The sequence below is a fragment of the Hallella seregens ATCC 51272 genome (genome assembly GCF_000518545.1).
Classification (GTDB): Bacteria; Bacteroidota; Bacteroidia; order Bacteroidales; family Bacteroidaceae; genus Prevotella; species Prevotella seregens.
The window spans coordinates 1-25,395 of the sequence record NZ_JADU01000007.1; the positions used below are offsets into that span (position 1 = coordinate 1).

Sequence of the window (25,395 nt, forward strand, 5' to 3'; positions counted from 1 at the left end):
AGAAGCTGATCGATGCTTTTCTCACTTGAAAGGAACAGACGGACATACTTGCGGACAGTGTTACGGGAAGTATGGAATGTGGATGCCGTTTCCTTGATACCCATCCCTGCCGCATAACATCTTAAAATGTTCTTGATTCTCTTGTTCATTTGCATAGATTTTATTATTACCCCTTACACCAGGACTCGGGTTCCCAAATCTACATAAAAAAACTCTAACGACACTTGTACTAAGTGGTTAATGTTATTTTGGCCAAAAGGGTCAATCATATTATGGCCAAGGTGAGCAATCCTGTTTGGCCAAAGGGGTCAAAGTAGAGTGGCTTTTCCACTATCTGAACAATCCGAGCTTTGACGAGGGGCTGTCCAAGTGGCTGACCGAGAACGAGACGGTGTTCTGGCTGGTGGGCAACAAATGGATATGGGCCAACGACAAGGTGCTCACGAAGAAAGGCGACGGTGCCAGCGTTACGAAAGATGACGGGCGTGTCGTGGTGCGTATCAGGAACAAGTACATCACACAGAAGAACGCCAGCCTGAAGAGCGTGCCACCTATGAACACGAATAGCAACGGCAAGAAGGAAGCCCTGCCCGTATACCTGAGCTTCTTCTACCGCTGCGCAAGAGAGGGTACGCTGAAGGTGAGGTTTGAGAATGTCGATAAGACAGGCTTTGAGAACTTCAACTCGCTGGAGGTAGAGGAAGAACTTGTACCTACCAACGGCTACAAGCAGTACACCTGCAACGGGCTTTGGAACGGCACGGGCGACTTCAAGCTGAGCTTTACGGGTGACATCTACCTCTACATGCTCATCTTGAGCACGGACAAGATAGAGAGCCTGACCTACAAGTACAGGACACTGTTCGAGCAAAGCGAGAAACTCGTAAAAATAGCAGCACAGAATTTCGATAAGGACGGTCGTGTGCTTGCCGAGAGTGGCATCATGGTAAAGGCTGAAGGTAGCGGTATCTATGCACAAGGGCCCGACGGGAAACTGGCACTCATCGGTGTAGCGGTGGAAGAGACCGATGCCGAAGGACACACGAGGACCGTCATCAAGCTGCTTGCCGACAATATCAAGCTGGAGGGACTGGTAACGGCAAACAGGAATTTCAGGATACTCCCCGACGGCAGTATTGAGGCAAAGAACGGAAAGTTCGATGGCGAGGTCAATGCCGAGACAGGATACATTGGTGGCTTTGCCATCAGTGGAAACCATATTGGTGTGTCAAGCCGTGTATTGCAGCCGGACGGTAGCTACAAAGTTGTGGATGACAGGGATGGTTTGTTCCTGTATGACACGATGATAGGCTTCAACGCCAAAGACCGACAGGCGATTTTCGGAACGTGGCATAGTCTTGGACAGCCTATGCTCACAAGGCTTGTTGACACGGCAACAGACTATACTGACAGCAACGGCAAGAAATGGGGTTTTCTACCTAAATATGGCATCATCTTCGACATAGAGAATTCCATGAGCGGCAACTTCGCCTTCGCAGGGAAAGGAAGCGGTGCACTGAATGGATTCGTGGACGGATTCCGCTTTGATAAGGTGAAGGTGGACAAAGCCAATACAATCTATGATGTGGAGATAAAGGACAGTAACCGCCTGATTGTGGTCTGTGCCGTGAGCAATGCTGGCATAGCCCTGCCCCGTCTTCCGGCAATGCGTTCAACTCTGGGTATAGGACAGGATACTCCATTTGCCTTCCGGCTGACTGTTTCTTCTGACTTGGGAGCAGGAGACTTCGTGATATTCGGGCGCAACAAGAACAAGAACAGCAAGCAGGAGACACCTTGGGACAAAGAGGACTATCCGCTGCTTACTACTTGGAATGATGAACAGTGGGGGGATATGACAATGGGACAAGGAGATACTGTGGAACTGCTGCTGGTGTATGATCCAGAGCGTACTGCACAGATAGATGGTTTCAGTACTCAATATACTGCGAGAATAATCAACAGACAGAATTAGCAACAAATATAAATCATAATGACATGGCACTGACAGAACAAGAAAAACAGGATCTGAAGCGGGATATTATTTCTCAGATAAAGAGTGAGAGTCAGGGAGTAAATGAACTACAGGAGGTATCAAGCCTCGATGGTGTGAAGACACTCCCTGCAATGCGTGGCGAAGAACTGGTAACGGCTCCGATAAGTCTGCTGGGCAAGCCAGCCTCCGATGCGGCAGCACAGGCACAGGCTGCCAAGCAAGCGGCAGATACCGCTGCGACAAACGCGGTACAGGCTGCCGCCAATGCCGCGACAAAAGCACAGGAGGCACAAGAGGCAGCGCAGGCAGCGGGCAGGGCCACAGGGGAACTCGAACAGGTCAGGACTTCGGCACAGCGGGTCATCGAACAGTTTGAAGGCGTGGCCGTGCAAGCCCTGAATGGTGCGACGGTGCGCTTTGACGGGATTCTTACCGATGCGACCATTGAGACACTCAGCGTTCTGGAAGTAACGGGCGTGTACTATGTTACGGCAAAAAAAATCTTCGCAGGTAAAAACGGAAATAAGTATTATAATAACTGGAAGAATGCAGACCTTTACCTCACCGAGAACAGAAAGGAGATACGCAAGAACAAGCTCTACCTGCTGGGCTCCGTAATCTATGCGTGGAACGGAACAGACGATGAGTTGACGGAAATCACCGGCAGCGGTGGCGGTAATACCATTAATGTAACATCAGCTTATCCCCTTGAAACGGGATATTATACATTGGCGACTGCTATCAAGGCTGTGGAGGAAAAGAAGCGTGTCAGAGGTTGCTGCATCACCTTTGAGGAAAGTCAGGGGAAATGGCGCACGAAGCAATTCATCGGCACGAATATCGACAGTTGGGCGCAGGAAGCCAGCTGGGAGGACTTCGGTGGCGCAGGCACGATAAAGAGTCTGACGGTGAACGGCAGGAAGCAGACTGCCGATGCGGAGGGCAACGTGAGCCTCACGATAGACAATATCGATGTGGACGAGAGCCTCGATGCAGACAGTTCCAATCCTGTCCAGAACAAGGCCGTGGCCACCAAACTCAGTGAAGTGGAGGCAGGTACCGTTTTCGGAATGACGGCAGAATTGAGTGACGATGCGAATACGGTACGCCTCGCTCTTACGAACAAAAGCGGTGCAGAGATAGCCTCAGCGGACATTCCTGCCGGCGGTGGTGGAGGTGGTGGCGACAGCAGCGCGACGAAGATAGTGCTGACAGCCGGTGTGGGCAAGACCACCATCAAGGAAGGTGATGTGGTGAAGCTGACCTATACCTATGACCACAGGAATACAGATGGGGAAAGTACGGGACAGAAGGCGGCGATACAGATAATGGTCAAGCGCGGTGCCACCACGACATATAACGAGACAGTGAAAGAAACGGGCAAAGGAACCTATACCCTTGATTTGACCAAATACCTGCTACTGGGTACGAACGACATCTACGTGATAGCCACGACTACTGACCCGACAACAGGCAAGGCGCAGCGTAAACAGTGCTACGTACCAGTAAAATCCGTTACCCTGTCCCTCTCCACGGGTTACAACCTTGCATCGGGACTGTCTTCCGGAGGATACAGCAGTTCGGAAATGGTGAGCGTCCCTTTCTCCGTGAGCGGCAGCGGTACCAAGACTGTGTTCCTCTATGTGGACGGTACGCAGCGCAATACCGAAACCATAACGCGCAGCGGCACAACCAACGGCAGCTTCAACCTGTCAATGAGCGGTCTGTCCGTCGGGCGGCATACCGTGCAGATGGTTGCTGAAATGGAGGCTGACACACTGACCCTGAAGAGTGAGAGTATCTATTTCGACTTCCTGAAAGCAGGGGGCAACTCGCCGTTCATCGGGCTGATGATTACCCACCCAGACGGCAGAATACAGACGGCAGGGGAATATCTGAAGCCGGTTATCAGCGTGGGGCAATACGAGTCGTGCGAGTTCAGGTTCGTTGTCTATGACCCCAGCCAGACCCCGGCCACCGTTTCAGTAAGACGGAACGACACGCTTCTCCAGACCGTAAGCGTGCCGAGAACGATGCAGACCTACCAGAACCGGTTTACTGAGAAGGGACGACAGACGATGACACTCACGACAGGCGCAGCCACCTATTCCCTCTACATTGACGTGGAAGAGAGCGGAATCGACATTAGCGAGGCTTCCTATGGCTTGCAGGTACGACTGAGTCCTGCCGGCAGGAGCAATGGTGAGAGCGATCCTGCAAAATGGGAGTCGAACGGCGTTAAAACGGCATTCGAGGGCTTCGACTGGTCGAGTAACGGCTGGACGGGCGACAGCCTGAAACTCTCCAACGGTGCGAAGGCCGTCATCGGCTATGAGCTGTTCAGGGAAGACGCAGGTGCGAACGGCATGACCATCGAGATGGAGTTCAAGGTAACCAACGTGATGGACCGTACCGCGGAGGTCATCAGCTGTATGGCCAGCGGCAAGGGACTGAGCGTAACCTCAGTGGAGGCAAGTATCAAGACAGGAACCATCCTTCATTACGTCAATGAGGAAGGCGCAGATGCAAGCCGTGAGATAAAGATCGGCACGAAATTCGCCCCGGAAGAATGGCTGAAGGTTGCCTTCGTCATCGGCAAGCGGACGGAAGGACGGCTTATGGAACTGTACGTGAACGGCAGCCGGGGCGGACATCTACGACGGCAGCTACTACTTCCGTCAGGACAACCCTGTGGGCATTACCCTAACAAGCGAGGCTGCCGACCTTGAGATGAGGAACATACGCATCTACAACCGTCCCCTTACCGATGACGAGGTGTTGGAAAATCGCATGGTCGATGCGGGCAGTACGGATGGCATGATGCGTATATGGGAAGAGAACGACATCATCGGCGAGACGGGGGATGTCGATATAGACAAACTGCGTGCCAAAGGCAAGGGCGTGATGCGCATCGTGCGCAAGGGCGGCCTTGACGAGGTAAATCAGACCAACAACAAGAAGACGGACTTCATTGCCGACGTTTATTTCTACAGTCCGTTCGGCAAGGAATATGACTTCATCCTACGCGACTGCTACATTCGTATTCAGGGTACCAGTTCCACCAAGTATCCGAGCAAGAATATCCGTATCTATTTCAGCAAGGGCGGTGCGAACCTCAGCCTTGAGGTGAATGGACTGACTGTCGAGGGTGGGAAGTACAGGATGCGCCCCGGTGCCATAGCGATGAACCTCTACTGTATGAAAAGCGACTATTCCGACTCGTCAATGAGCCTGAACACTGGCGGTGCCAAGCTGTTCAATGAGGTGATGAAGGAACTGGTTCTGCTGACACCCCCGCAGCGGTACCAGTACGAGCAGGGCGGCAAGAGCCTCAACGCTGTAGCGGTGCGTACGGCCATCGACGGCTTCCCCATCGACGTGTTCAGCGCGGAAACGGCAGACGGCGAGAGTACCTATTTCGGGCAGTACAACTTCAACAATGAGAAGTCAAAGAGCGGCAGGTTGTTCGGTATGGAGGGCGTGGACGGATTCTCCCCTGAATGTCCCCTGACTTTGGAAACGCTGAACAATGGGGAAAAGGCTTGCCTGTTCCAGAGCGAGAGCGACGAGGACCTTGTGGCAAACTTTGATGCCGGCTTGGAAACCAATTTCCCCGACGATGTGAAGTGGGCAGGACTGTCGGAAGCACAGCAGTCAGCCCTGAAACGTCTGTTCGGGTGGATAAGGGCTTGCGTTCCCGAAGGCGCAAAGGCAGGTGCTCTCTCTACATTCAGGAGTGAGAAGTTCGTGTCTGAGATAAGTCAGTATTTTGATAAGGACTTCCTGCTGACATACTACATACATACGGACTACCACGCCAGTGTGGACCAGCGTGCCAAGAACATGCTGCTGCGCACGTGGGACGGCAAGATATGGTACATCACCTATTATGACGGCGATACGCAGGACGGCAAGCGCAACGACTGCTTCCTTGCCTACGACTACACACTTGACCGCGACACTTGGGACGCGGAGGCGAGCAAGTACGCCTTCGAGGGCAGGGAGAGCTGGCTTTGGAACCTCGTGCTGGCAAACCTCGGCGATGACCTGAAACGCTGCGCGGCCAACTACCGGACGAAGATGACTCCGGAGCGTGTGCTGTCCATGCTCACCGTGAAGCAGATGGGCAACTGGAGCGACAGGGCTTACAACAAGAGCGGCTATCTGAAATATATCCGTCCGGCAATGGTGGACACCTACGGCAAGAAATGGCCGTTCATCTACGCCCTTCAGGGCAACAACAAGGCGTTCCTGACCTACTTCGTGAGAAACCGCTTTGCCCTGCTCGACGCAAAATACGGCACGAGCAGCTTCACCTCGGACAACATAGACCTCTATATGGCACGCACAGGGGCTGATACGGCTGATACGCTGAGGATAACTGCCGGCGAGGTGTATGCTTTCGGCTACGGTACAAACAACAGTCCTAACCTTGGCAACAGTGGAATAGTGGACGCTGGAAAGACAGCGGAATTGCGCATAACGGGTGCCTATACCGTCAATGATCCCCTGCGCGTGTATGGGGCGAGCCGTATGCAGGTGCTGGACATGACGGATGCAGCCGACCATCTGAAAAACGGTCTTGACCTCGGCAAGTGTACCGCCCTGCGCGAACTGAACCTTCAGTCCGGTACAACCGGCAGCACGGGATGGTGGCTGAACATCGGCAGTTGCCGGCAGCTGCGGAAGGTAAACCTGCGCAATCAGCAGCAGGCCAAGACAGGCGGCAGCACTTCCACGGAACTTGACTTCTCCAATCAGACCAAGCTGGAGTATCTCGACGCGCGAGGCACACAGCCGCAGAGCATTGCTTTTGCCAAGGGCGCTCCCATAACGACGGCAATGCTTCCCGGCACGCTGAACGTGCTGAAGCTCGAATACCTGAGCAAGCTGACGGTGAACGGTCTGAGCCTTGAAAGCTATTCGGGCGTGAAGACGCTCATCGTGGACGGCTGCCCGAACATCAATTGGGAAACGCTGCTTCTGCGCTGCACGGGAGTGGAGCGTCTGCGTGTAACTGGCATCAGCAAGACCGACGACGGCACTTGGCTGAAGCGGTTTGCCGACATGGGCGGCGTGGACGCCAACGGCAATGCCACCGAAACCTGTGCGCTGGTCGGCACGGTACAGCTCACCAAGTACGTGGAGGAGGAAGAGTACGGCAGGCTGTGCGCACACTTCCCCGAACTGAACATCAGGCAACCGGACTACACGATGATAGAGTTCGACGATTCCATCGCCGATGATGTCAATGTGACCAACCTTGACAACGGCACGGGCTACCGGAGCAGCACGCCCTACAAGCCGAGCGGTCATATCTCGGCCATCATGAGGCAGCGGCACAGAGTATTGGCCAAGGTTACCAAGAAAGCCACGACGCGCAACGTGAACATGGCAGGTCAGGACGTGGCCGTTCCCAACCTTGACGGTGAGGTAATCTATTATCCCTTGGATGATACCGACAGCAACAAGTACGCAGACGGTACGGAGGCGAAGCTGGACGGCACGGAGGGCGACTGGATGATGTACGAGCCTTTCTTCTGGTACAAGGGTATAAACGACTACCTCAAGGGCAGGCATTACAGCTGCTACAGCAGCAACGACCGTAGCCACAGACCTGCCAGCCCAGCAGCAACCGTATTGACGGAAAAAGAGGTTAAGAACGCCCAGAACGGATTTTTGTCCGGCAAGAAGATAATGAGCGGCAAGGACACGCTGGCAGGCTCCTATACCACCGACAGCGCATACAGCGTATGCAAGGTGGGCGTTGAGGGCTTCAAGCGGGTACGCTTCCCAAGCGTTCCCGGCACGAACCTCATCGGCTCCGTGTTCGTGGATGCGGAGGGCAAGGTCATCAGCTCCGTCGTGGTACCGACCATCGGCAACAAGTTCGAGGCAGGTATGTACCTCATAGCCGATGTGCCGGAAAAGGCCGTGAACCTGCACTTCACTATCCTCAATACGGCGGAGTTCGACTGCGTCGTGCTGAGCAATAGCGAGAGGATAGAGGATATGGAGCCTAAATGGGTGCCCAGTGATGAGCACCTGTGCGCCGTGGTGGGCTCGACCGTCATTGGCTCCAAACTGCGTGCAGCCATTACGGGCGGCAGCACAACGGCAAATATGACATGGACCGATTTTCACTATTACAGCGTTCAGCGCGGTATGCAGCAGATAGACGCGCTGATGCACTCTCGCATTGCCAACCTGTTTTATGCGTGGTACGGCCGTCTGAACGCACAGGAGCAGTGCGGAGCAGGACAGCATACGAATACACGTACAACGGGTGTTACAGCGTCAAGGGGCATGACTGACACAATAGGCTATGAAGAAGCGAAGAACATAAACGGCAACGTAACAAACAGCCTCGTGGACAATGCCGTCCATCAGTTTGCTTGGTACAAGAGTGCTGACGAGTACGGTGGTGCCGCGGTTACTCAAGTAAACAACATCTGTTGTTTGGGCTATGAGGATATATACGGGCATAAATGGGATATGATGGATGGCGTTGATTTACCGAATGACGGTAATAATTATTACAAATGGCGTATTTTTATGCCCGATGGCTCAGTCCGTATGGTCAAGGGTACTACGAACAGTATGTGGATAACGGCAGTAGCTCACGGCAGATATATGGATGTCATACCTGTTGGAAATGTGAACGGTTCGTCCTCCACCTATTACTCGGACTATTATTCGATAAATGGTGGACAGTCCCGTGTTGTCTATCGTGGCAGCAACTACGCGTACCCGAGCTGCGGTGTCTCGTACACGAATGCGTTTAGCGATGCTTCGGCTTCGTACACGTATGTCGGTTCGCGTCTGGCCTTCCGCGGTCGAATCGTGAAAGCGCAGAGCGTTGCTGTGTATAAGTCGATCAGCGAGAAAGCGTAAACGTAAGGCGGGAGCGAAGCGACAAAGCGAAAGAACGGCGTTGGAGGATTATTCCAACGCCGTTCTAATATTGGTATACCGGCGAAGCCGGTCGATTTTTTAGAGAAAAATAAAGAGACACTTAGGTACGTTTCGTTTTACGAAATAGAACGCTTCGTTCTGAATGGCACGAACATTTCGTTTTGCGGATTATATAACTTGCTTTTTGAGTGCTTAAAAGCTGCTTATTTCCGTTTTCGCCCGGCTGCAAAAAGGGCACGAAAAGTTGGGCAAAGGAAACTCCGGGGAGTCCTTTGCCTATTGGGGTTGCGCGTGGTTCGCCTCGCGCGCGTACGCGTGTATGTTTTAGAGAGAGGTTACGCCAGTGGCTTGAGAGAGAGAGAGAGAGAGAGAGAGAGAGAGAGAGAGAGAGAGAGAGAGAGAGAGAGTAGCAAATTATTTGGAACTACCAAACAATTCGACAATAAATTTGCACGAAAAGTTGTTTTCTCTTGTGCGGCCGACAACAAATTTACAGGAAAAGTGGGCTTTTCCTGTGCTGCACATACACCTCTATGGTATAGGGAGCAATGCTGCTGACGGTTATGTCTCTCTATGGCAATCAATACCAATGATTTGGATTTGGGTGCAAAGATAGCGATAAAATCGGAACTACGCAAGAGAAATGGCAATTATTGCGTCATGTTTGTGCCCGGCTACACCATAAACATAATGATGATTTGGACGATGACGACACGGACAAACATGCCGAGGGGATAGACGGCGGCGTAAGAAATGCTGGCCGTGTCGCCGCGCAGCGTGTCATTGGCATAGGTCAGGGCCATGGGGTTGGCCATGCTCCCGCAGAGGATGCCGCAGATGGTTCCGAAGTCATATTTCCGGGTTTTCAGGGCGATGAGGCCCACAAGGACGACGGGCAGTAGCGTGATGAGGAAGCCAATGCCCACCCATGCGATGCCCTCGGGGCGCACGACGGTGGCAAAGAAGTCCTTGCCCGCATCCAGTCCCAGACAAGCCAGATAGAGCGACAGGCCCAACATGCGCAGCATGAGCGAGGCCGAGCGCGTGGTGTAGGAGATGAAGTGCATGCGCGGCCCCAGCGCGCCCACCAGAATGCCCATGATGATGGGGCCGCCGGCGATGCCCAGCCGGATGGGCGATTCCATGCCGGGCAGACTGATGGGGATGGTGCCTAAGGCCACGCCCAGGATGATGCCGAGGAAGATACTGCCGATGTTGGGCTCCTCGAGCGTCTTCACGGAGTTGCCCAGAAAGTGCTCGGCATTCTCCACATCGTTGTGCTTGCCCACCACGGTCACGCGGTCTCCATATTGCAGACGGAGGTCGTGGCTGGCCAGCAGCTTGACGTCGCCTCGGATGATGCGGCTCACATTCACCCCGCAGATGTCGCGCATGCGCAGTTCGCCGAGCCGCTTGCCGTTGAGTCCCCGGCGTGTCACCACACAGACACGGCTCTCCACATTGGAGTCGATGGCGTTCCAGTCTATCACGTCGCGGTTCCAGTCCTTGGCTTCCTGGCGGCCGAAGAGCAGCACCAAGGCCTCCTCGTCTTCCTTGGTGGTCACCACGAGCAGGGAGTCGTTGACCTGAATCACGGTGTCTGCCACGGGCACAATGACCTGGCTTCCGCGCCAGATGCGCGAGATGATGAAGTGCAGGTGGGTCATCTGGGCAATCTGTGCAATGGTCTTGCCGTCGATGGCCGGGTTGATGGCCGTGAGCTGTGCGATGTATGTATTGTCGTCGTCGCTGAGCGGTTTTACCTTGAGGTCGCAGGGCTTCACAAACAGTTTGCGCATCAGCATCATGGCCAGGATGACGCCCACCACGCCGAGCGGATAGGTCACGGCGGTGGCCAGGGCGGCCCGTCCGCTGGGAATGCCCAGGTGTTCCAGTGCCTGTGTGGCGGCACCCAGGGCGGGTGTGTTGGTTGTGGCGCCACAAAGTAGCCCCACCATGTCGGCCACGCCCACCCCCGTTATCGGCACCAGCACCAGTGCCAGCAGGGTGCCCGCCAAGATGACGGCCAGCCCCCACAGGTTGAGGGCCATGCCTTCGTGGCGCAGCGAGCCGAAGAAGTTGGGGCCAACGTGCAGTCCCAGGCAATAGACAAACATCGACAGGCCGAACGTCTCCACATAGTCGAGCGTCCGGGCATCGATCGACAGGCCTGCATGTCCGGCCAGAATGCCGGCGAAGAACACGAAAGCAATGCCCAGCGAGACGCCCATCACCTTGATGCGGCCCAAGGCGAGGCCAAGCGCAACGACCATAGAAATGATGATCACCGTCTGTACGGACGAGTGGACACTGAAGAGGGAGGACAGCCAATCCATGGGATGCAGAGGTAAGGTGTGGAGTGGGGGTGATTAAATAAGGTGGAGGTAGTTCTCCAAGGGGATGCCGCGGTTCTTGTCGGCGTTGTCCTTGTTGCACTCGATGAGCCGCGACACGGCGTTCATGGCCTCGCGTGTGGAGCGTCGCAGCCCCTCGCCGTTGAGCAGATGGCCGATGAGCACGGCCGAGAAGATGTCGCCCGTGCCGGGGAAGTGGACGGGAATTTCGGTATAGGGCAGCATGAAATACTGTCCGCTCTTGTGGTTGTAGCCCACCACGCTGGGCTGCCTGTCGACCGGAATCGACGTGATGAGGGCCGACTTGGCGCCGATGGCCGTGAGCTTGTCGAGCAGTGCCCGAGTCTCCTCCATCGTGATGCCGTCGGGACGGTAGCCGGCGCCGGTGAGATAGCAGGCCTCCGTGTAGTTGGGGAAGATCAAATCGGCCACGGCAATCATCTCTTTCATGCTTCCGATGGTGGCGGGGGTCACCCCGTTGTAGAGCTTGCCCTCGTCGCCCATGATGGGATCCACGAAGATGGTGGTGCCGCCGAGGGCCTGTTCACGGCAGTAGGCCGACACCACGAGGGCCTGACGCTCGGAAGCAATGAATCCCGTGGCGATGGCGTCGAAGCGGAAGCCCAGCCCTTTCCACACGGGAAACACGCCGGTGATGTAGTCGGTGGTGTCGAGAATGTTGAACTTTCCATAGTCCAGCGTGTTGGATACCAGCGCCGTAGGCAGATTGTAGGTGGGGTGCCCCATGTAGGAGAGAATGGGCAGCATGGCTGCCGTGGCCACCTTGCCGTAACCCGCCATGTCGTTGATGAGGAGTATTTGCTTCTTGCTCATGATGTCGTCAAATCGGTTGCAAAGTTAGTAAAAAGCCGAAAGGTGGAAAAGTAAAAAGACAAAAAAGGTTGGTTATTGAAAAAATAAGCCAAAAAAGCGGCCGAAAGCATGGTTGTATCGTTTTATTGTCGTAATTTAGTTCATGATTTTAAATCTATGCTTTAGCCAAGATGAGCAACAACAACAACAACTTCTGCCTGATACTTGCCGGGGGCAAGGGGCGTCGCCTGTGGCCTTGCAGCCGCGAGAATTTCCCCAAACAGTTCATCGATTTCTTCGGAACGGGGCGCACGCAGCTTCAGCAAACCTACGACCGCATGGCGCGCATCCTGCCGTCCGACCATATATTCATCAACACCAACAGCCAGTATCTGCCTCTGGTCATGGAACAACTGCCCGAGGTGCCCCGTTCGCGCATCATGGCCGAGCCCATCCATCGCAACACAGCTCCCAGCATAGCCTGGGCCAACTACCGCATTTCGCGCCTCTGTCCCGAGGCGCGCATCATTGCCGTGCCGTCTGACCAGCTGGTGATGAACGAGGAGGCATTCCGGCAGAACGTGCTCGACGGCCTCAACTTTGTGGGCACACACGAGACTTTTCTCACCATGGGGGTGAGCCCCACGCGGCCCGAGCCGGGCTATGGCTATATTCAGAAAGCCGAAATGCTGGAGCAAGATGTCTACCAAGTGAAGACTTTCACCGAGAAACCCGACCGCGAGTTTGCCCGAACGTTCATGGAAAGCGGCGAGTTCCTCTGGAACACGGGCCTCTTCCTCTCCAGCGTCGTCCACCTGCGTGAGAGCTTTTCGCACATCCTGCCCCCCGTGCTGCGCGAACTCGAAAGAATCAACAAGGATGCCACGGTGGAACAAGAGGAAGCCTACATGCAGGAACACTTCACGCTCTACCCCAACATTTCGCTGGAGGCGGGCGTGCTCGACAATGCCGAGGGCGTGTGCGTGATGAAGTGTGACTTCGGCTGGGCCGACCTGGGAACCTGGCATGGCATCTACGAGGCCATGCCGCGCACGGTCGAGGGCAACGTCGTCATCAATTCAGAAGTCATTGTTGACAACAGCCGCAACAATGTCATCAAGCTGCCCAAGGGGCGGCTTGGTGTTATCAACGGGCTCGAAGGCTTCATCGTGGCCGAGAAGGACAACGTGCTTCTCATCTGCCGCAAGGAAGATTCTTCGGCTCTGATACGCAAGTATGTGAACGAAGTTCAGCTCAAAATGGGGGAAGCGTTCATTTGAACGCTTCCCGAATCTTGGCTGCCGTCTCTTTCATCTCGTCTTCGCTGAGCGTTACGTGCTTCTTGAAGTCCACGTCGCCCTCGGTGTTGATGGGCATGAGGTGGATGTGGGCATGGTTCACTTCGAGCCCGAGCACCACCTGCGCCACTTTCTTGCAAGGGAAAGCCGTGCGGATGGCCCGTGCCACGCGTTTGGCAAAGAGCTCAAAGGCGGCCAGGTCTTCGTCGGCCATGTCGAAGATATAGTCCACTTCCTTGCGGGGCACCACCAGTGTGTGGCCCTTCACCACAGGGTTGATGTCGAGGAAAGCATAGAAGCGTTCGTCCTCGGCGCACTTGTAGCTGGGTATCTCGCCAGCGGCAATCTTACTGAAAAGGGTAGGCATAAGGCAGTTGGTTTTCCTATTCAATGGTAATCTTGTCTATTTGCAGCTTGAGCGTTCCGCGCGGAACCTTCACCTCTACCACGTCGCCCACTTTCTTGTTCAGCAGTCCTTGGGCAATGGGAGTGTGGATGGAGATCTTGCCTTCCTTGAGGTTTGCCTCGCTCTCGCTCACCACAGTGTAGGTCATTTTCTTCTTTGTGGTGAGGTTTGTCATCTCTACTTTCGACATGATTTGCACCTCGTCGGTGGAGAGTCGCGACATGTCCACGATCTTGGCAAGGGCAATGGTCTTCTTCAGTTCGTTGATTTTGTTCTCCAGATGCGCCTGTGCCTCCTTGGCAGCGTCGTACTCTGAGTTCTCGCTCAAGTCGCCCTTGTCGGCCGCCTCGGCGATGGCCGCCGACGCTTTGGGGCGCTCGATAGCTTCCATTTGGTGGAGCTGGGCCACGAGTTTGTCGTAGCCCTCTTGTGACATATAAGCCATAGTTATCTCTTTAAATTGTTTATGCGTTTCCAAACGGAGACTTTAGAAAGCAGCGTTCCGACATGATTGCGAATGTCGGAACGCTGCTTTCTAAAGTCTGTCTGTTGTCGTGTATCGGTGCAAAGGTAGGCATTAATTTCGACAGACACAAGCAAATGGCCTAATATTTTTGTTTTTCGCTTGACGAAGATCAAGAATTTGCGCTTTCTGCATTTTATTTTCGCCTTAGATTTGCATTGAGTTGGAGATTTGTTTATTTTTGGTTTGTGTTTTTCATAGTATTAGATTTAAGGTTAACAAAGGTTGGGGACTCGGCGGAGCCCCCTTTTTTGTACCCTTTCCGAGCTGAAGAACCGAACGGCACGGGGCGTGCGTCGAGGCCCCGAACGGTGCCCAAACCGTAGGGGCATACGGCCTGTGCCTGCAAGGGCAGGGCCCGGCGGGCGGCCCCGCACGGGGTGCCTCCCTGCATGCCAACCGCAGTTCTTGTTTCAAAGTGCATTTTGCCGCAGGACGATGACGGGACAATCGCGTCGCGATTGCGGCGTTTTCGCGTTGCGTTTACGCCGTTTTCATGCCGCGATTACGCCGTTGCCGCATCGCGATTGCGCCGTTGCCGCAGGGGCTGTGCCGGGCGGCCGTGCAGCCGCAGGGCGGCGGGGGCGTGGCCGGGAGCCGGCGGGCTACCCCACGTTGAGCCTGCCGTAGGGGCCGGTGGTGCTGGCCCGGTAGCGCGTCAGCTTCTTGCCGGCCTCGCCCTCACTGACGATGCCGCCGTTGTTCAGGTCGTACCGGCGGTGGCACGTGTGGCAGACGGCGATGCCGAACTCGCCCACCTCGACCTTGTGGCTGCGCACGGGCAGGGCGTTCGGGTCGAAACAGTTGGGGCATTCGCGGTCGTAGGCATAGAAAGTGCCGTCGGCCGAGTTGCCGTAGCCCACGATGATGCCGCCGTTCATGCCCAGCACGAAGCCCCGTCGCTCGTCGAGGGCCGTCATCGTGACGCGGCTGTTGAGGCCTTGGTTGCTCTCGAAGACAAACTGTTTGCCCGACGTGCTGATGGTGACAAAGACGCCCGAGCCGGGCGTCATGCCGCCGGCCAGGGTGGCGTCGTTGTGCCGAGCATTGTCGAAGTAGAGGCGGCAGTAGCTGTTGCTGTACAGATCCTGCGTGTCGCCACAGGCACACGGCAGGGCCGCAAGGGCCAGCACGAGTCCGAATGTGAGGTTTCTGGCGGTCATGGGCGGGGAGGATTCAGCAGGGCCTGCTCGGCGGCGGCCACGCGGTCGAAGTGGAATTCGGCCAGCGTGCTGTCCATGAGCGCGCGTATGCGGTCGTTGCACAGGTTGCCGATGGAGCCCTCGTGGGTGTGGTGGATGTGCTTGTCGGCCTTGAAGGTGCCGGCCTCGATGTCGAGTCCCACCTGTTTGTAGGCGTCGCGGAACGGCATGCCGGCGGCGGCCAGACGGTTCACCGCCTCGACGGAGAACATCGGGTCGTACATCGGATTGTCGAGAATGTGCTCGTTCACCTCCATTTTGTTGATGATGTAGGCGGTCATCCGCAGACAGTCTTTCAGCTCGTCGAAGGCGGGCAGGAAGATTTCCTTGATGACCTGCAGGTCGCGGAAGTAGCCCGTGGGCAGGTTGTTCATGATGAGCATGACCTGTTGGGGCAGGCCCTGCAGCTTGTTGCTCTTGGCGCGGATAAGCTCGAAAACGTCGGGGTTTTTCTTGTGGGGCATGATGCTCGAGCCCGTGGTGCACTCCTTGGGCAGCCGCACGAACCCGAAGTTCTGCGAGTTGAAGAGGCAGGCGTCGAACGCCAGCTTGGCCAGTGTGCCGGCCACCGAGGCCAGGGCAAAGGCCACGTTGCGCTCCATTTTGCCGCGTCCCATCTGGGCGTAGACCACGTTGTAGTCCATCGAGTCGAAGCCCAACAGCTGCGTGGTGAGCGTGCGGTCGAGGGAGAACGACGAGCCATAGCCGGCCGCCGAGCCCAGGGGATTGCGGTTGGTGAGGCGGTAGGCCGCCTGGAGAAAGAGCATGTCGTCGGCCAGGCTCTCGGCGTAGGCGCCGAACCAGAGGCCGAAACTGGAGGGCATGGCTATTTGCAGGTGGGTGTAGCCGGGCATGAGCACGTCCTTGTAGAGGTCGCTTTTCTGGACGAGCTCGTCGAAGAGCAGCTTCACGCCCTCGGTAATCTCCATGAGCTGGCGGCGTGTAAAGAGCTTCAGATCCACCAGAACCTGGTCGTTGCGCGACCGTCCCGAGTGTATCTTCTTGCCCATATCGCTGAGCTTTCGGGTGAGCATCAGCTCCACTTGGGAGTGCACGTCTTCCACGCCCTCCTCGATAACGAACTGCCCCTGCTCGCAACTGCGGTAGATGTGGCGCAGGGCTTGCAGTAGTTGCAGCAGCTCGTCGCGCTCCAAGAGCCCGATGGACTGCAGCATGGTGATGTGGGCCATGGAGCCCAGCACGTCGTATTTGGCGAGGTAGAGGTCCATCTCGCGGTCGCGGCCCACGGTGAACCGCTCAATCTCTGCGTTGACTTGGAAGTTTTTTTCCCAAAGTTTGGTGGCCATGGTTGCTGTGAATTGATGTGTGGGTAAGGAGTTATGGAGTTAAGGAGTTAGGGAGTTAAGACAAATGTTTTGTCAAAAGAGTGCATGGGGAACGCCTGACATTTGTCTTAACTCCCTAACTCCTTAACTACATAACTCCTTGAATTTAACTCCCTAACTCCTTAAAATGAATCAAACATAGTGTATCATCTGCAGCGCGTCGGCGATTTTCTCGATGCCTTCCTGCAGCGGTTTCTTCACCATGCCGCTGATAAAGGGGTTGAGATCGGCCTTGATGGTGAGCTTCATCTTGCTTGTCGACTCGTCTACAGGGAGTATTTGTATCCAGAAATTGAAAGGTAGGGGGCTCTCCCGCGTCTCAAACTTGATGGTCTTGGGCGCTTCGCGGTCTACGACGACGAGCTTCACGGCCCCCATGGGGGTGGAGATGGAGATGCTGTCGGCGTCGAACGTGAGGTCTTTCACCTTGTCTTCGGGGAGCTTGTCCCTCACTTTGTCAATGTTGCTGAGGTCGCTCAGCATGTCGTAGACCGACTGTTGGGGGTAGTCAATCTGCCGGATGGTACTTTCGATGGTGGTCATAAGTGTTTTAAGGAGACAGCTCTCGCGCGCTTTCAAAGGAAAGAACCGCGCAAAAAGTCGTTTCTGTGTAATGGTATTTATCGGGTATGGCCCCGCATTCCCTCCTTTGGAGGGGACTGTTGAGGCTCTTGGAGGGCCCCTTTATCCCCGCCTTTGGAGGTGCTTGGGGAGGCTTTTGGAGGGGCTGGGGAAAGCTATTTCTTCCAGTTGGCCGGGTCCTTGCGCCATTCGTGAAGCGTTGCGATGTCCTGATTGGTGATATAGCCGGTCTTTTCGGCTTGGGCCACGACGTGCTCATAGTCGGTCAGCGTGACGAGCTTCACCCGGGCCTCGTCGAAAGCCTGGGCGGCCACGGGGAAGCCGTAAGTGTAGCTGGCCACCATGCCCACCACCTCGAAGCCGGCCTGTCGCAGGGCTTCTACGGCCTTGAGCGAGCTGCCGCCGGTGGAGATCAAGTCCTCAACCACCACCACTTTGGCCCCTGCGGGCAGTGTGCCTTCGATGAGATTGCCCATGCCGTGGTCCTTGGGCTTGGAGCGGACATAGCAGAAAGGCAGTGCCAGCGCGTCGGCCACGAGGGCGCCCTGGGCGATGGCGCCGGTGGCAACACCGGCTACGGCCGTGGCCTCGGGGAAGTGTTCGAGGACGGCATGGACGAGTCCCGCCTTGACCATACTGCGCAGATCGGGGTAGGAAAGCGTCTTGCGGTTGTCGCAATAGAAAGGTGATTTCCAGCCCGAGGCCCAGGTAAAGGGGTCGTTCGGCTGCAACTTGATGGCCTTGATGTCCAGCAGACGTTTGGCAAATGCTTTCTTGAAGTTGTCCATAATTGTCGTTGTTAGCGCGTTTATTTGCCGCAAAGTTAGCGCAAAATCACGACAACGGCAAGCAAAACGGCGTATTTGTCGCCCGAAAATCGGCAAAAGGGGCGATTTGACGGCACGGTGAAGTCCCAGGCTTGGAGGGGTGGGGGCTTCGGCTTGGAGGGGTCTTTCTGCCGTTTCGGATGGGTGGGGCTGTTGTTTTAAAAGGGTCTTTCTGCCGTTTTGAAAGGGTCGGGTTATCGCCTTGGGTCTACGAAGCCCAGGGCGGCCACGCTGATGCGCACGCCCTCGACGCGCTCCAGCTCGGCGGCGCAGGCGCAGATGGTGGCCCCGGTGGTTACTATATCATCGACAAGCAGCAGGTGGGCGCCCTTGATTTTGTTGGCGTTGCGCAGTGCGAAAGCCTCCGCTACATTGGCGTTGCGCTCCCATCGGCCCTTGGTGGTCTGGCTGCCGCGGAAGTCGCGGCGCGTCAGCACGTCGGTGAGCACGGGCTTGCCGCACACCTCGGACAGCCCGAGGGCGATGCGTTCGCTCTGGTTGTAGCCGCGCTCCCGCCGGCGGTCGGGGCTGAGCGGCACGGGAACGATGAGGTCGATGTCGGCCCAAAAGCCGCTTTCGGCCATCTCCTGGCCGAGCATGCGTCCCAGCATCGTGCCCAGTTCGGGCCGATGATGATACTTCAATGCGTAGATGGGATTGGAGGCTTGCGAGCCGGCCTCGTGGTAAATGAGGGCTGCCGCTTTCTCCATGTGGCGGATGCGGCCCCAGAAAGTCTTGGCCATCTCGTTGTCGTAGGGGCGTGCCAGATGGTCGGTGCGCGGCAGATGCAGGTTGCAGGGCGTGCAGACCACGCGCTCTCCGGGGGCCAGCCGGTAGCCGCAGACGGCGCAGCTGCGTGGCGCAATGAGGTCGGTCAATCGGCCGAACAGCTTAGAAATCATCGTCGGGAGCCTCCGCTTCTTCTCCCATTTCGTCAATGCACCGCCTGATGAGACGCAGGTCGAAGCCCCGTCCCATGGCAAATTTGATGAGTTTCATGCTGCGCTCGTAGTCGCTTCTGCCCTTGATGGTGGGCCATTTGCCGCGGAGCAGCGGGCGCAGGACGCAGAGATAGTCCTCGTCGGGAACGCTGTCGAGGATGGGGGCATACACTTCTTCCGCCACGTGCTTGGCCCACAGGGCCTGCGAAATCTTGCGCGAGCCCCAGCCGTTGTACTTCACTTTGTCGTTGATGAACGCGTGGCAGTAGCGCGCGTCGTCGACAAACTGATGCCCGACGAGGTAGCCGAGCACGCGTTGGCGCGCCTCCTCGTCGAGCCCCCAGCGGCGCATCTTGTCGTCGAGTTCGCCTGTACAGTGCTCCCCCTTGGAGCAGAGGGAGGCCAATGAGGCGAGGGCCTTGTCTTCGGTCATGGTCATAAGCGTGAGGATTTATCGGCCGGCGGTGCAGAACCGCTGCTTGCCGAAGTCGTCGTCGAGCAGTTGCACGTGGCCGAAGCCCAGTTGGCCGAGGAGTGTCTGGAGCTCCGTGGCGTAGCGGGGATTGATTTCAAAGTAGAGTGTTCCGCCGGTGCGCAGGGCGTTTCGGGCGTAGGAGGCGATGGCGCGATAGAAGCGCAGCGGGTCGTCGTCGGGCACAAAGAGGGCCAGCGAGGGCTCGTGGCCGACCACGTGGGGCGACATTTCGCGGCGTTCCTGCTCGGCAATGTAAGGTGGATTGGACACAATGATGTCCCAACGGGCCGTGTCGGCGGGCGGCTGCAGCGCGTCCTGCCACTCCAGATTGACCTTTGCGCCGAGGCGGTGGGCATTGTCACGGGCCGTGAGCAGCGCGTCGGGCGAGACGTCCCAGGCCGTCACGGCCGCATGGTAAAGGTCGAGAGCCAGTGTCACGGCAATGCAGCCGCTACCCGTGCCCACGTCGAGCACCTGCAATGGGACGGGCGGTTGCAGGGCGCAGTAGGGGCGGTTGTGGTCCGAAACAATCTTGCGGCACAACGCTTCGGTCTCCGGACGGGGGATGAGTACGCCGGGCCCCACATGGAACGGACGGCCGCAGAAGTCGGCACGGCCCAGCACATACTGCACCGGTTCGCCCTGCCCGAGCCGCGTCATGATGTTCTGCAGCCGCTCTTGTTCGGCCGCCGGCAGCTCCTCCACCTTGCCGCAGCAGATGTCGGCCATGGTCAAGCCGAAGCCTTCGTCGAGCACCAGCCGCACGATGGCCTTGGCTTCGGCCTCGTCGTACCGGGGCAACAGCCTCCGCCAAAGCGTCTGATAAGAACGCTTCGGCCCTTGTTCCGTCTGGTTTTTATCTTGGTTCATCCTTGCTTTGCTCCTTGCAGTCCTTTGCTTTTCTCCTTGCAGTCCAAGGTTTGCATCCTTGCAAATTTAACGAGTTTTTGGAAGACGGCAAAGGATTCAAAGGGAAAAAGCGGGGCCTTTCAAGATAAAAGTTCTAACTTTGCAGCCTTGGGAGGGAGTGTAAAAACGCTCAAGAACCAACGTTGAGAACCAGAAATATGGATGTAGAACCGCAGAAAGCCATAGACGAACGCTATATGCGCCGCTGTTTGCAGCTGGCGCGCAACGGCCGGCAGCACGTCAAACCCAACCCGATGGTGGGTGCAGTGATTGTGAGTGCCGACGGACGGATTATCGGCGAGGGCTACCACCTGTGCTGTGGCGGGGCCCATGCCGAGGTGAATGCCTTTGCCAGCGTGCGCCCCGAGGACGAGCAGCTGCTGCCCGGAGCCACGGTTTACGTGAGTCTGGAGCCGTGTTCGCACTGGGGCAAAACGCCGCCGTGTGCCGATCTCATCGTCAAAAAGGGAGTGTGCCGCGTGGTATGCGGGTGCATAGACCCCTTTGCCGAGGTGCGGGGACGCGGTGTGCGGCGCATCCGCGAGGCGGGCATCGAGGTGACTGTAGGCGTTCTGGAGCAGGAGTGTCTGGCCTTGAACCGGCGGTTCATCACGGTGAACACCCGCCGCCGACCCTATATTCTGCTCAAGTGGGCCCAGACGGCCAATGGCTTCATGGCCGCTGCCGGAGGCCGCCCTCTGGCTGTTTCCACGCCGTTCACCCGGCAGCTTGTCCACCGGCTGCGGGCCGACTGCGATGCTATCCTCGTTGGTCGGGGCACGTTGGAGGCCGACCGCCCGCGCCTCGACGTGCGCCACTGGAGCGGGCCCGCCCCCCGGCGCATGGTGCTCACCCATCAGCCGGACGGCGTGCCCGAGGGCTTCGAGGCCTGTGCAGGCATTGACGAGGCCCTGCAGCAGCTCTACAACGACCGCTGCCAGAGTCTGTTGGTGGAGGGAGGAGCCCGCACGCTGCAGGCGTTTATCGACCGCGGGCTCTGGGACGAGATACGCGTGGAGACCGCACCATGGGTCATCGACGGCAGTGTGCCCGCCCCCCGGGTGCCGGCCCAAGCCCGGTTGGCCGACGTGCAGACGTTCGACGGCAACCGCATCTGCCGCTACGAGCGGCCCGACAAGGGGTAGCCTCCAGCCCGATAACGGGAATCCACCGAATCCACCACCCACCACGCCCGCTCCTATTAAGGCAAAGCCGGACAGACTTCAGGTCTATCCGGCTTTTCAAGTGATATGGAAAGAGAATGACATCTTCCCCGAGCGGGAAGACATGAAAGGGCCCGAGGGTCAGCATCCCTTGCTTGTCATGATGCTGAGCACCATGTCGTCGGTGCTGGTCATGGCCTCCTTGCCGATGCTTGTCAGGTTTCGGATGCTGCGGTCCACGTCCTGGTCGATGATGCCCTCGGCGGCCGTCACGTGCTCTCCTTCCATGCTTAGTAGAGCCGAGAGCAGTGCAGACGACACGCCCGAGCAGATTTTGATGGAGCAACTGGGCTTGGCCCCGTCGCAAATCATGCCTGTGAGGTTGGCAATCATGTTCTTCACGGCATGGCACACACGGGTGTAATCGCCCCCCATGAGGTAGACAATGCCGCAGCTCGACCCGATGCTGGCCACCACGCAACCGCAGAGTGCGCTGAGTTTGCCCAGGCTCTGCTTGATGTAGATGGCCGTGAGGTGCGAGAGTGTGAGGGCCCGAACGAGCTCCTCCTCGGTGTTCTCGTTCTCCTGCGCATAGACGGCCACGGGGTTTGTGGCGCAGATTCCCTGGTTGCCCGAGCCCGAATTGGACATCACCGGAATCATGGCCCCGCCCATACGAGCGTCGCAAGCCAGTGCCGTTTGCGAGATGATGTGCGAGAAAATGGTCTTGCCGAAGATGCCATGACTCAGCGGACGGTCGATGGTCTTGCCCAGACAGTGCCCATAGTTTCCCTTTTTGCTCTCCTCGGCGGCCCGGAGATTGTAGTCGCGTGTCTTCAGAATGAAGTCTATTTCGCCCACCGGAGCCGTGGTGGCAAACTCCCAAACGGTCTTCATGTCCAGCTGAATGTCGCCCTCCTCATTGCCGTTGCCGCCGAGGCACTGCCGCTTGTCGAGCAGCACGTTGCCGTTGCGTTCCTCGTAGACAAAGTTGGTATGGCCCGCGGCGATGACGGCCGTGGCGCAGTCGTCGCCGGCCTGACAGCAGATCTCAATGTAGAGTTTCTCGCTGATATTCTCCTTGAGCTTGATGTCGATGCGGTTTCCATCGCCGAGAAAGCCCTTGCCCTCCTCGAGCGATTCGGGCGTGAGATCCTTGATTACTTCCAGCTGATACTCGCTCTTTCCGATGAGCGCGCCCAGCGCAATGGCGATGGGCAGCCCTATCATGCCCGTTCCGGGGATGCCCACGCCCATGGCATTCTTCAGGATGTTGGCGCTGAGCAGGGCGGTTATCTTCTCCGGCCGGCGGCCCAGGTTCTCGGTGGCGCGGGCCGTGCACAGGGCCACGGCCATGGGTTCGGTGCAGCCCACGGCGGGCACCACCTCCTTGTTGATGAGCGCAATGATGCGCGCGCGGGTCTCTTTTTCAATCATTTCGTCTTGTTTTTGCCGCCGCCGGGCTGCGGCGCACCGGGTGGCGGGGCTCGGAGTTACTTGGCATAGTTGTCCAGTCCCTTGTTCAGGAAGTCGAGATAGGCCGGCACATCCTCCTTGTAGCTGAACGAACCGGTCAGCGGGTTGCCCTCGTTGTCCAGGGCAACATAGAACGGTTGGGCGTTGGCGCCGAACTTGTGGCTCTGCAAATAGCTCCACTTGTCGCCCACGGTGCGCAGCGTTCGCGTCTGTCCGTTGGCCTCCACCTGCATGGGCTGGGGCAGCGGCGTCTTGTCGTCCACGTAGAGCGAGATGAGCACATAGTCCTTTTCGAGCTTGGCCGACACCTGCGGGTCGGTCCAAACAGCGGCTTCCATCTTGCGGCAGTTCACGCAGCCGAAGCCCGTAAAGTCGATGAGCACGGGCTTGCCCTGGGCTTTTGCAGCCGCCATGCCCTCCTCGTAGTTGGTGTATTTGGCCTCGACGGTCTTGGTGTTGAGGTTGAAATCCTGCGTGTTCATGGGCGGGGCGAAGGCCGAAACGGCCTTGCACGGCGCACCCCAGAGGCCGGGAACCATGTAGATGGCAAAGGCCAGGGAGCACAGGCCCAGCATGATGGCGGGCACGGGCATGGGCTTATGGAGGTCGCCTCCAATCTGGTCTTCGGGGAACTTGAGCCAGCCAATGAGGTACCAACCCAAGGCCAGGAAGATGACAATCCAGAGCGAAAGGAACACCTCGCGGTCCAAGAGGTGCCAGCCGTAGGCCAGATCGGCCACGCTGAAGAACTTCAAAGCGAAGGCCAACTCCACGAAACCGAGTACCACTTTTATCTGCGTCATCCATGCACCACTCTTCGGACTCTTCTTCATCAGCGTGGGGAACATGGCGAAGAGCGTGAACGGCACGGCCAGTGCAAGGGCAAATCCCAGCATGCCTACGGCCGGGGCGAGCCAGTTGCCCGACGTAACGGTCTGCACCAGCAGCAGTCCGATGATGGGCGCTGTGCAGGAGAACGACACGAGCACCAGCGTGAAAGCCATGAGGAAGATGGAGAGCAGCCCCGTGGTGTTGCTGGCCTTGGTGTCTACTTTGTTAGCCCAACTGTCGGGCAGTTTTATTTCGAACCAGCCGAAGAAGCTCACGGCAAACACCACAAGCAGCAGGAACAGGAAGATGTTGAACACGGCATTGGTGGACAACGAGTTGAGCGTACTGGGCCCGAAGACGGCCGTCACGCCGATGCCGAGGCCCAGATAGATGACCACAATGGCGATGCCGTAGGTCATGGCATCGCGCACACCCCGCTTCCTGTCGTCCTTGGACCGCTTCAGGAAGAAGCTCACCGTCATGGGAATGATGGGCCAGATGCAGGGCATCACCAGTGCAAGCAGACCGCCCACCAGGCCCATGAGGAAGATGTAGAGCACCGACTGGTTGGCAATGTCGCCGGTGCCGCCGAACTGTTGCAGCTGCTTCACCACCGGCCGCCACAGGGCATCCTTGTCGGCTGCCGAGAGATTGCCGGCGGTTGCAGCCGTCACTTGGGCTGCGGAGTCGGCCCGGAGACGGGCCAGCGAGTCGGCATCGCCTGGGGCCATGGCGGCAGCGGCGGCAGCGGCGGCAGCATGGGCGGGGCCGGCGCCGGCCTGCAGGGCGGCTTGGCCCTGGGTCTGCGGGGCAGCGTCCGGCGCACCCTTAGCTGCGGCGGCCACGGCGGGGCTCTTGCCGCTCGCTTTCAGGTCGACGCTGGTGGGCGGCAGACAGTTCTGGTCGTTGCAGGCACCGTATTCCAGATAGGCGTCGATGGTGTACGAGGGCTTGGTGAAGCGCACTTTCTGCACGAATTGCACGCTATTTTCAAAGTAGCGCAGGGTCATCTCGAAGAGCTTGTCATAGCTCTTGATTTCGTGGCCCTTGGGCGTGAGCCGCCCCACGAGCTCCACGCCGTCCAGCTTGTTCACGTTGAACGTGGCCGAGATAGGGCCGTCGGCACCCAAGCCGGTGGAGTAGACGTGCCACCCCTTGTCTATTTTGCCGGTGAAGACAATCTCGCCTTCGGCCGTGTTGCCGGTCTTGAGCTGCGAAGAAAACTTCACGGGGTCGAGCATTTGTGCGTGGGCCAGCACGGTGACGAGCATCAGCAGGGCCAGGGTCATTGCTTTTTTCATTGGTTTTTCCTTGTCTATACCTTATTATATATGTGGG

General features: G+C 57.3%; 18 protein-coding genes and 1 pseudogene. 5 read left to right on the forward strand and 14 right to left on the reverse strand.

The features are described 5' to 3' along the window. Positions 1 to 149: helix-turn-helix domain-containing protein (locus L888_RS14385; RefSeq protein WP_156924973.1), on the reverse strand; the 149-nt coding region annotated here is incomplete at its 3' end. 182 nt (positions 150 to 331) lie between these two features. Here L888_RS14385 and L888_RS0102420 point away from each other — a divergent pair. The 3 genes and pseudogenes from L888_RS0102420 to L888_RS15050 all read left to right on the forward strand — a co-directional run. Then, positions 332 to 1,975, forward strand: a pseudogene (locus tag L888_RS0102420) (hypothetical protein); the annotation flags it as partial. Between the two features lie 23 nt (positions 1,976 to 1,998). After that, a complete protein-coding gene (locus L888_RS15045; protein WP_075261831.1) occupies positions 1,999 to 4,725 on the forward strand; it encodes a hypothetical protein in 2,727 nt (908 codons plus the stop codon). Further along, positions 4,688 to 8,890 (forward strand): hypothetical protein, encoded by a 4,203-nt coding sequence (locus L888_RS15050; protein ID WP_245594801.1) that lies wholly within the window; start codon positions 4,688 to 4,690, stop codon positions 8,888 to 8,890. Before L888_RS15045 ends, L888_RS15050 begins: the two co-directional genes overlap by 38 nt. Before the next feature lie 695 nt (positions 8,891 to 9,585). Here the strand turns inward: L888_RS15050 and L888_RS0102430 are convergent. Next, positions 9,586 to 11,247, reverse strand: a complete 1,662-nt coding sequence (locus tag L888_RS0102430) for a putative transporter (RefSeq protein ID WP_027951731.1) — start codon at positions 11,245 to 11,247, stop codon at positions 9,586 to 9,588. A gap of 33 nt (positions 11,248 to 11,280) precedes the next feature. Then, positions 11,281 to 12,099 (reverse strand): pyridoxamine kinase, encoded by an 819-nt coding sequence (locus tag L888_RS0102435; protein WP_005845085.1) that lies wholly within the window; start codon positions 12,097 to 12,099, stop codon positions 11,281 to 11,283. Positions 12,100 to 12,269: 170 nt separating this feature from the next. Between L888_RS0102435 and L888_RS0102440 the strand changes: the two genes are divergently transcribed. Then, complete coding sequence (locus tag L888_RS0102440) at positions 12,270 to 13,358, forward strand: mannose-1-phosphate guanylyltransferase (RefSeq protein WP_027951732.1); 1,089 nt, start codon at positions 12,270 to 12,272, stop codon at positions 13,356 to 13,358. On the opposite strand, the gene L888_RS0102445 is transcribed toward L888_RS0102440, so the two are convergent. The 9 genes from L888_RS0102445 to prmC form a co-directional block, all read right to left on the reverse strand. Continuing rightward, positions 13,351 to 13,743 carry an HIT family protein gene (locus L888_RS0102445; protein WP_005845082.1) on the reverse strand — a complete coding sequence of 131 codons (393 nt, stop codon included), beginning with the start codon at positions 13,741 to 13,743 and terminating at the stop codon, positions 13,351 to 13,353. The two genes, L888_RS0102440 and L888_RS0102445, sit on opposite strands and share 8 nt — an antisense overlap. 16 nt (positions 13,744 to 13,759) lie before the next feature. Next, the gene (greA, locus tag L888_RS0102450; RefSeq protein WP_005845081.1) at positions 13,760 to 14,227 is read right to left on the reverse strand and encodes a transcription elongation factor GreA; all 468 of its coding nucleotides are present in this window, start codon (positions 14,225 to 14,227) and stop codon (positions 13,760 to 13,762) included. Between the two features lie 683 nt (positions 14,228 to 14,910). Then, the gene (locus L888_RS0102455) at positions 14,911 to 15,468 is read right to left on the reverse strand and encodes a hypothetical protein (RefSeq protein ID WP_027951733.1); all 558 of its coding nucleotides are present in this window, start codon (positions 15,466 to 15,468) and stop codon (positions 14,911 to 14,913) included. Further along, the gene (gene argH, locus L888_RS0102460) at positions 15,465 to 16,814 is read right to left on the reverse strand and encodes an argininosuccinate lyase (RefSeq protein ID WP_027951734.1); all 1,350 of its coding nucleotides are present in this window, start codon (positions 16,812 to 16,814) and stop codon (positions 15,465 to 15,467) included. The genes L888_RS0102455 and argH overlap by 4 nt, the downstream gene beginning before the upstream one ends. A 171-nt stretch (positions 16,815 to 16,985) precedes the next feature. After that, the gene (locus L888_RS0102465; protein WP_027951735.1) at positions 16,986 to 17,396 is read right to left on the reverse strand and encodes a polyketide cyclase; all 411 of its coding nucleotides are present in this window, start codon (positions 17,394 to 17,396) and stop codon (positions 16,986 to 16,988) included. Between the two features lie 194 nt (positions 17,397 to 17,590). Further along, entirely contained in the window at positions 17,591 to 18,223 is a 633-nt protein-coding gene (gene pyrE / locus L888_RS0102470) for an orotate phosphoribosyltransferase (protein WP_005845075.1), read from the reverse strand. A gap of 233 nt (positions 18,224 to 18,456) precedes the next feature. After that, positions 18,457 to 19,164, reverse strand: a complete 708-nt coding sequence (locus L888_RS0102475) for a ComF family protein (RefSeq protein ID WP_027951736.1) — start codon at positions 19,162 to 19,164, stop codon at positions 18,457 to 18,459. Further along, positions 19,154 to 19,642, reverse strand: coding sequence for a regulatory protein RecX (locus L888_RS0102480; protein WP_027951737.1), 489 nt, complete (start codon positions 19,640 to 19,642; stop codon positions 19,154 to 19,156). Before L888_RS0102480 ends, L888_RS0102475 begins: the two co-directional genes overlap by 11 nt. Positions 19,643 to 19,654: 12 nt before the next feature. Then, positions 19,655 to 20,548 (reverse strand): peptide chain release factor N(5)-glutamine methyltransferase, encoded by an 894-nt coding sequence (gene prmC / locus L888_RS0102485; protein WP_044248467.1) that lies wholly within the window; start codon positions 20,546 to 20,548, stop codon positions 19,655 to 19,657. 197 nt (positions 20,549 to 20,745) lie between these two features. Here prmC and ribD point away from each other — a divergent pair, with 197 nt between their 5' ends. Further along, a complete protein-coding gene (gene ribD, locus L888_RS0102490) occupies positions 20,746 to 21,732 on the forward strand; it encodes a bifunctional diaminohydroxyphosphoribosylaminopyrimidine deaminase/5-amino-6-(5-phosphoribosylamino)uracil reductase RibD (RefSeq protein ID WP_027951739.1) in 987 nt (328 codons plus the stop codon). 159 nt (positions 21,733 to 21,891) lie between these two features. Here ribD and L888_RS0102495 read toward each other — a convergent pair whose 3' ends face one another. Together L888_RS0102495 and L888_RS0102500 are read right to left on the reverse strand one after the other, a co-directional pair. After that, complete coding sequence (locus tag L888_RS0102495; protein WP_005845069.1) at positions 21,892 to 23,187, reverse strand: L-cysteine desulfidase family protein; 1,296 nt, start codon at positions 23,185 to 23,187, stop codon at positions 21,892 to 21,894. Positions 23,188 to 23,243: 56 nt separating this feature from the next. Further along, the gene (locus L888_RS0102500) at positions 23,244 to 25,358 is read right to left on the reverse strand and encodes a protein-disulfide reductase DsbD family protein (protein WP_027951740.1); all 2,115 of its coding nucleotides are present in this window, start codon (positions 25,356 to 25,358) and stop codon (positions 23,244 to 23,246) included. Between the last annotated feature and the right edge of the window lie 37 nt (positions 25,359 to 25,395).

Excerpts from the sequence above, each read along its gene's own strand:
- L888_RS15045 (WP_075261831.1), top strand. The coding sequence starts at position 1,999 with ATGGCACTGACAGAACAAGAAAAACAGGATCTGAAGCGGGATATTATT.
- L888_RS0102430 (WP_027951731.1), bottom strand. The coding sequence starts at position 11,247 with ATGGATTGGCTGTCCTCCCTCTTCAGTGTCCACTCGTCCGTACAGACG.
- L888_RS0102435 (WP_005845085.1), bottom strand. The coding sequence starts at position 12,099 with ATGAGCAAGAAGCAAATACTCCTCATCAACGACATGGCGGGTTACGGC.
- L888_RS0102440 (WP_027951732.1), top strand. The coding sequence starts at position 12,270 with ATGAGCAACAACAACAACAACTTCTGCCTGATACTTGCCGGGGGCAAG.
- L888_RS0102445 (WP_005845082.1), bottom strand. The coding sequence starts at position 13,743 with ATGCCTACCCTTTTCAGTAAGATTGCCGCTGGCGAGATACCCAGCTAC.
- greA (WP_005845081.1), bottom strand. The coding sequence starts at position 14,227 with ATGGCTTATATGTCACAAGAGGGCTACGACAAACTCGTGGCCCAGCTC.
- L888_RS0102455 (WP_027951733.1), bottom strand. The coding sequence starts at position 15,468 with ATGACCGCCAGAAACCTCACATTCGGACTCGTGCTGGCCCTTGCGGCC.
- argH (WP_027951734.1), bottom strand. The coding sequence starts at position 16,814 with ATGGCCACCAAACTTTGGGAAAAAAACTTCCAAGTCAACGCAGAGATT.
- L888_RS0102465 (WP_027951735.1), bottom strand. The coding sequence starts at position 17,396 with ATGACCACCATCGAAAGTACCATCCGGCAGATTGACTACCCCCAACAG.
- pyrE (WP_005845075.1), bottom strand. The coding sequence starts at position 18,223 with ATGGACAACTTCAAGAAAGCATTTGCCAAACGTCTGCTGGACATCAAG.
- L888_RS0102475 (WP_027951736.1), bottom strand. The coding sequence starts at position 19,164 with ATGATTTCTAAGCTGTTCGGCCGATTGACCGACCTCATTGCGCCACGC.
- L888_RS0102480 (WP_027951737.1), bottom strand. The coding sequence starts at position 19,642 with ATGACCATGACCGAAGACAAGGCCCTCGCCTCATTGGCCTCCCTCTGC.
- prmC (WP_044248467.1), bottom strand. The coding sequence starts at position 20,548 with ATGAACCAAGATAAAAACCAGACGGAACAAGGGCCGAAGCGTTCTTAT.
- ribD (WP_027951739.1), top strand. The coding sequence starts at position 20,746 with ATGGATGTAGAACCGCAGAAAGCCATAGACGAACGCTATATGCGCCGC.
- L888_RS0102495 (WP_005845069.1), bottom strand. The coding sequence starts at position 23,187 with ATGATTGAAAAAGAGACCCGCGCGCGCATCATTGCGCTCATCAACAAG.
- L888_RS0102500 (WP_027951740.1), bottom strand. The coding sequence starts at position 25,358 with ATGAAAAAAGCAATGACCCTGGCCCTGCTGATGCTCGTCACCGTGCTG.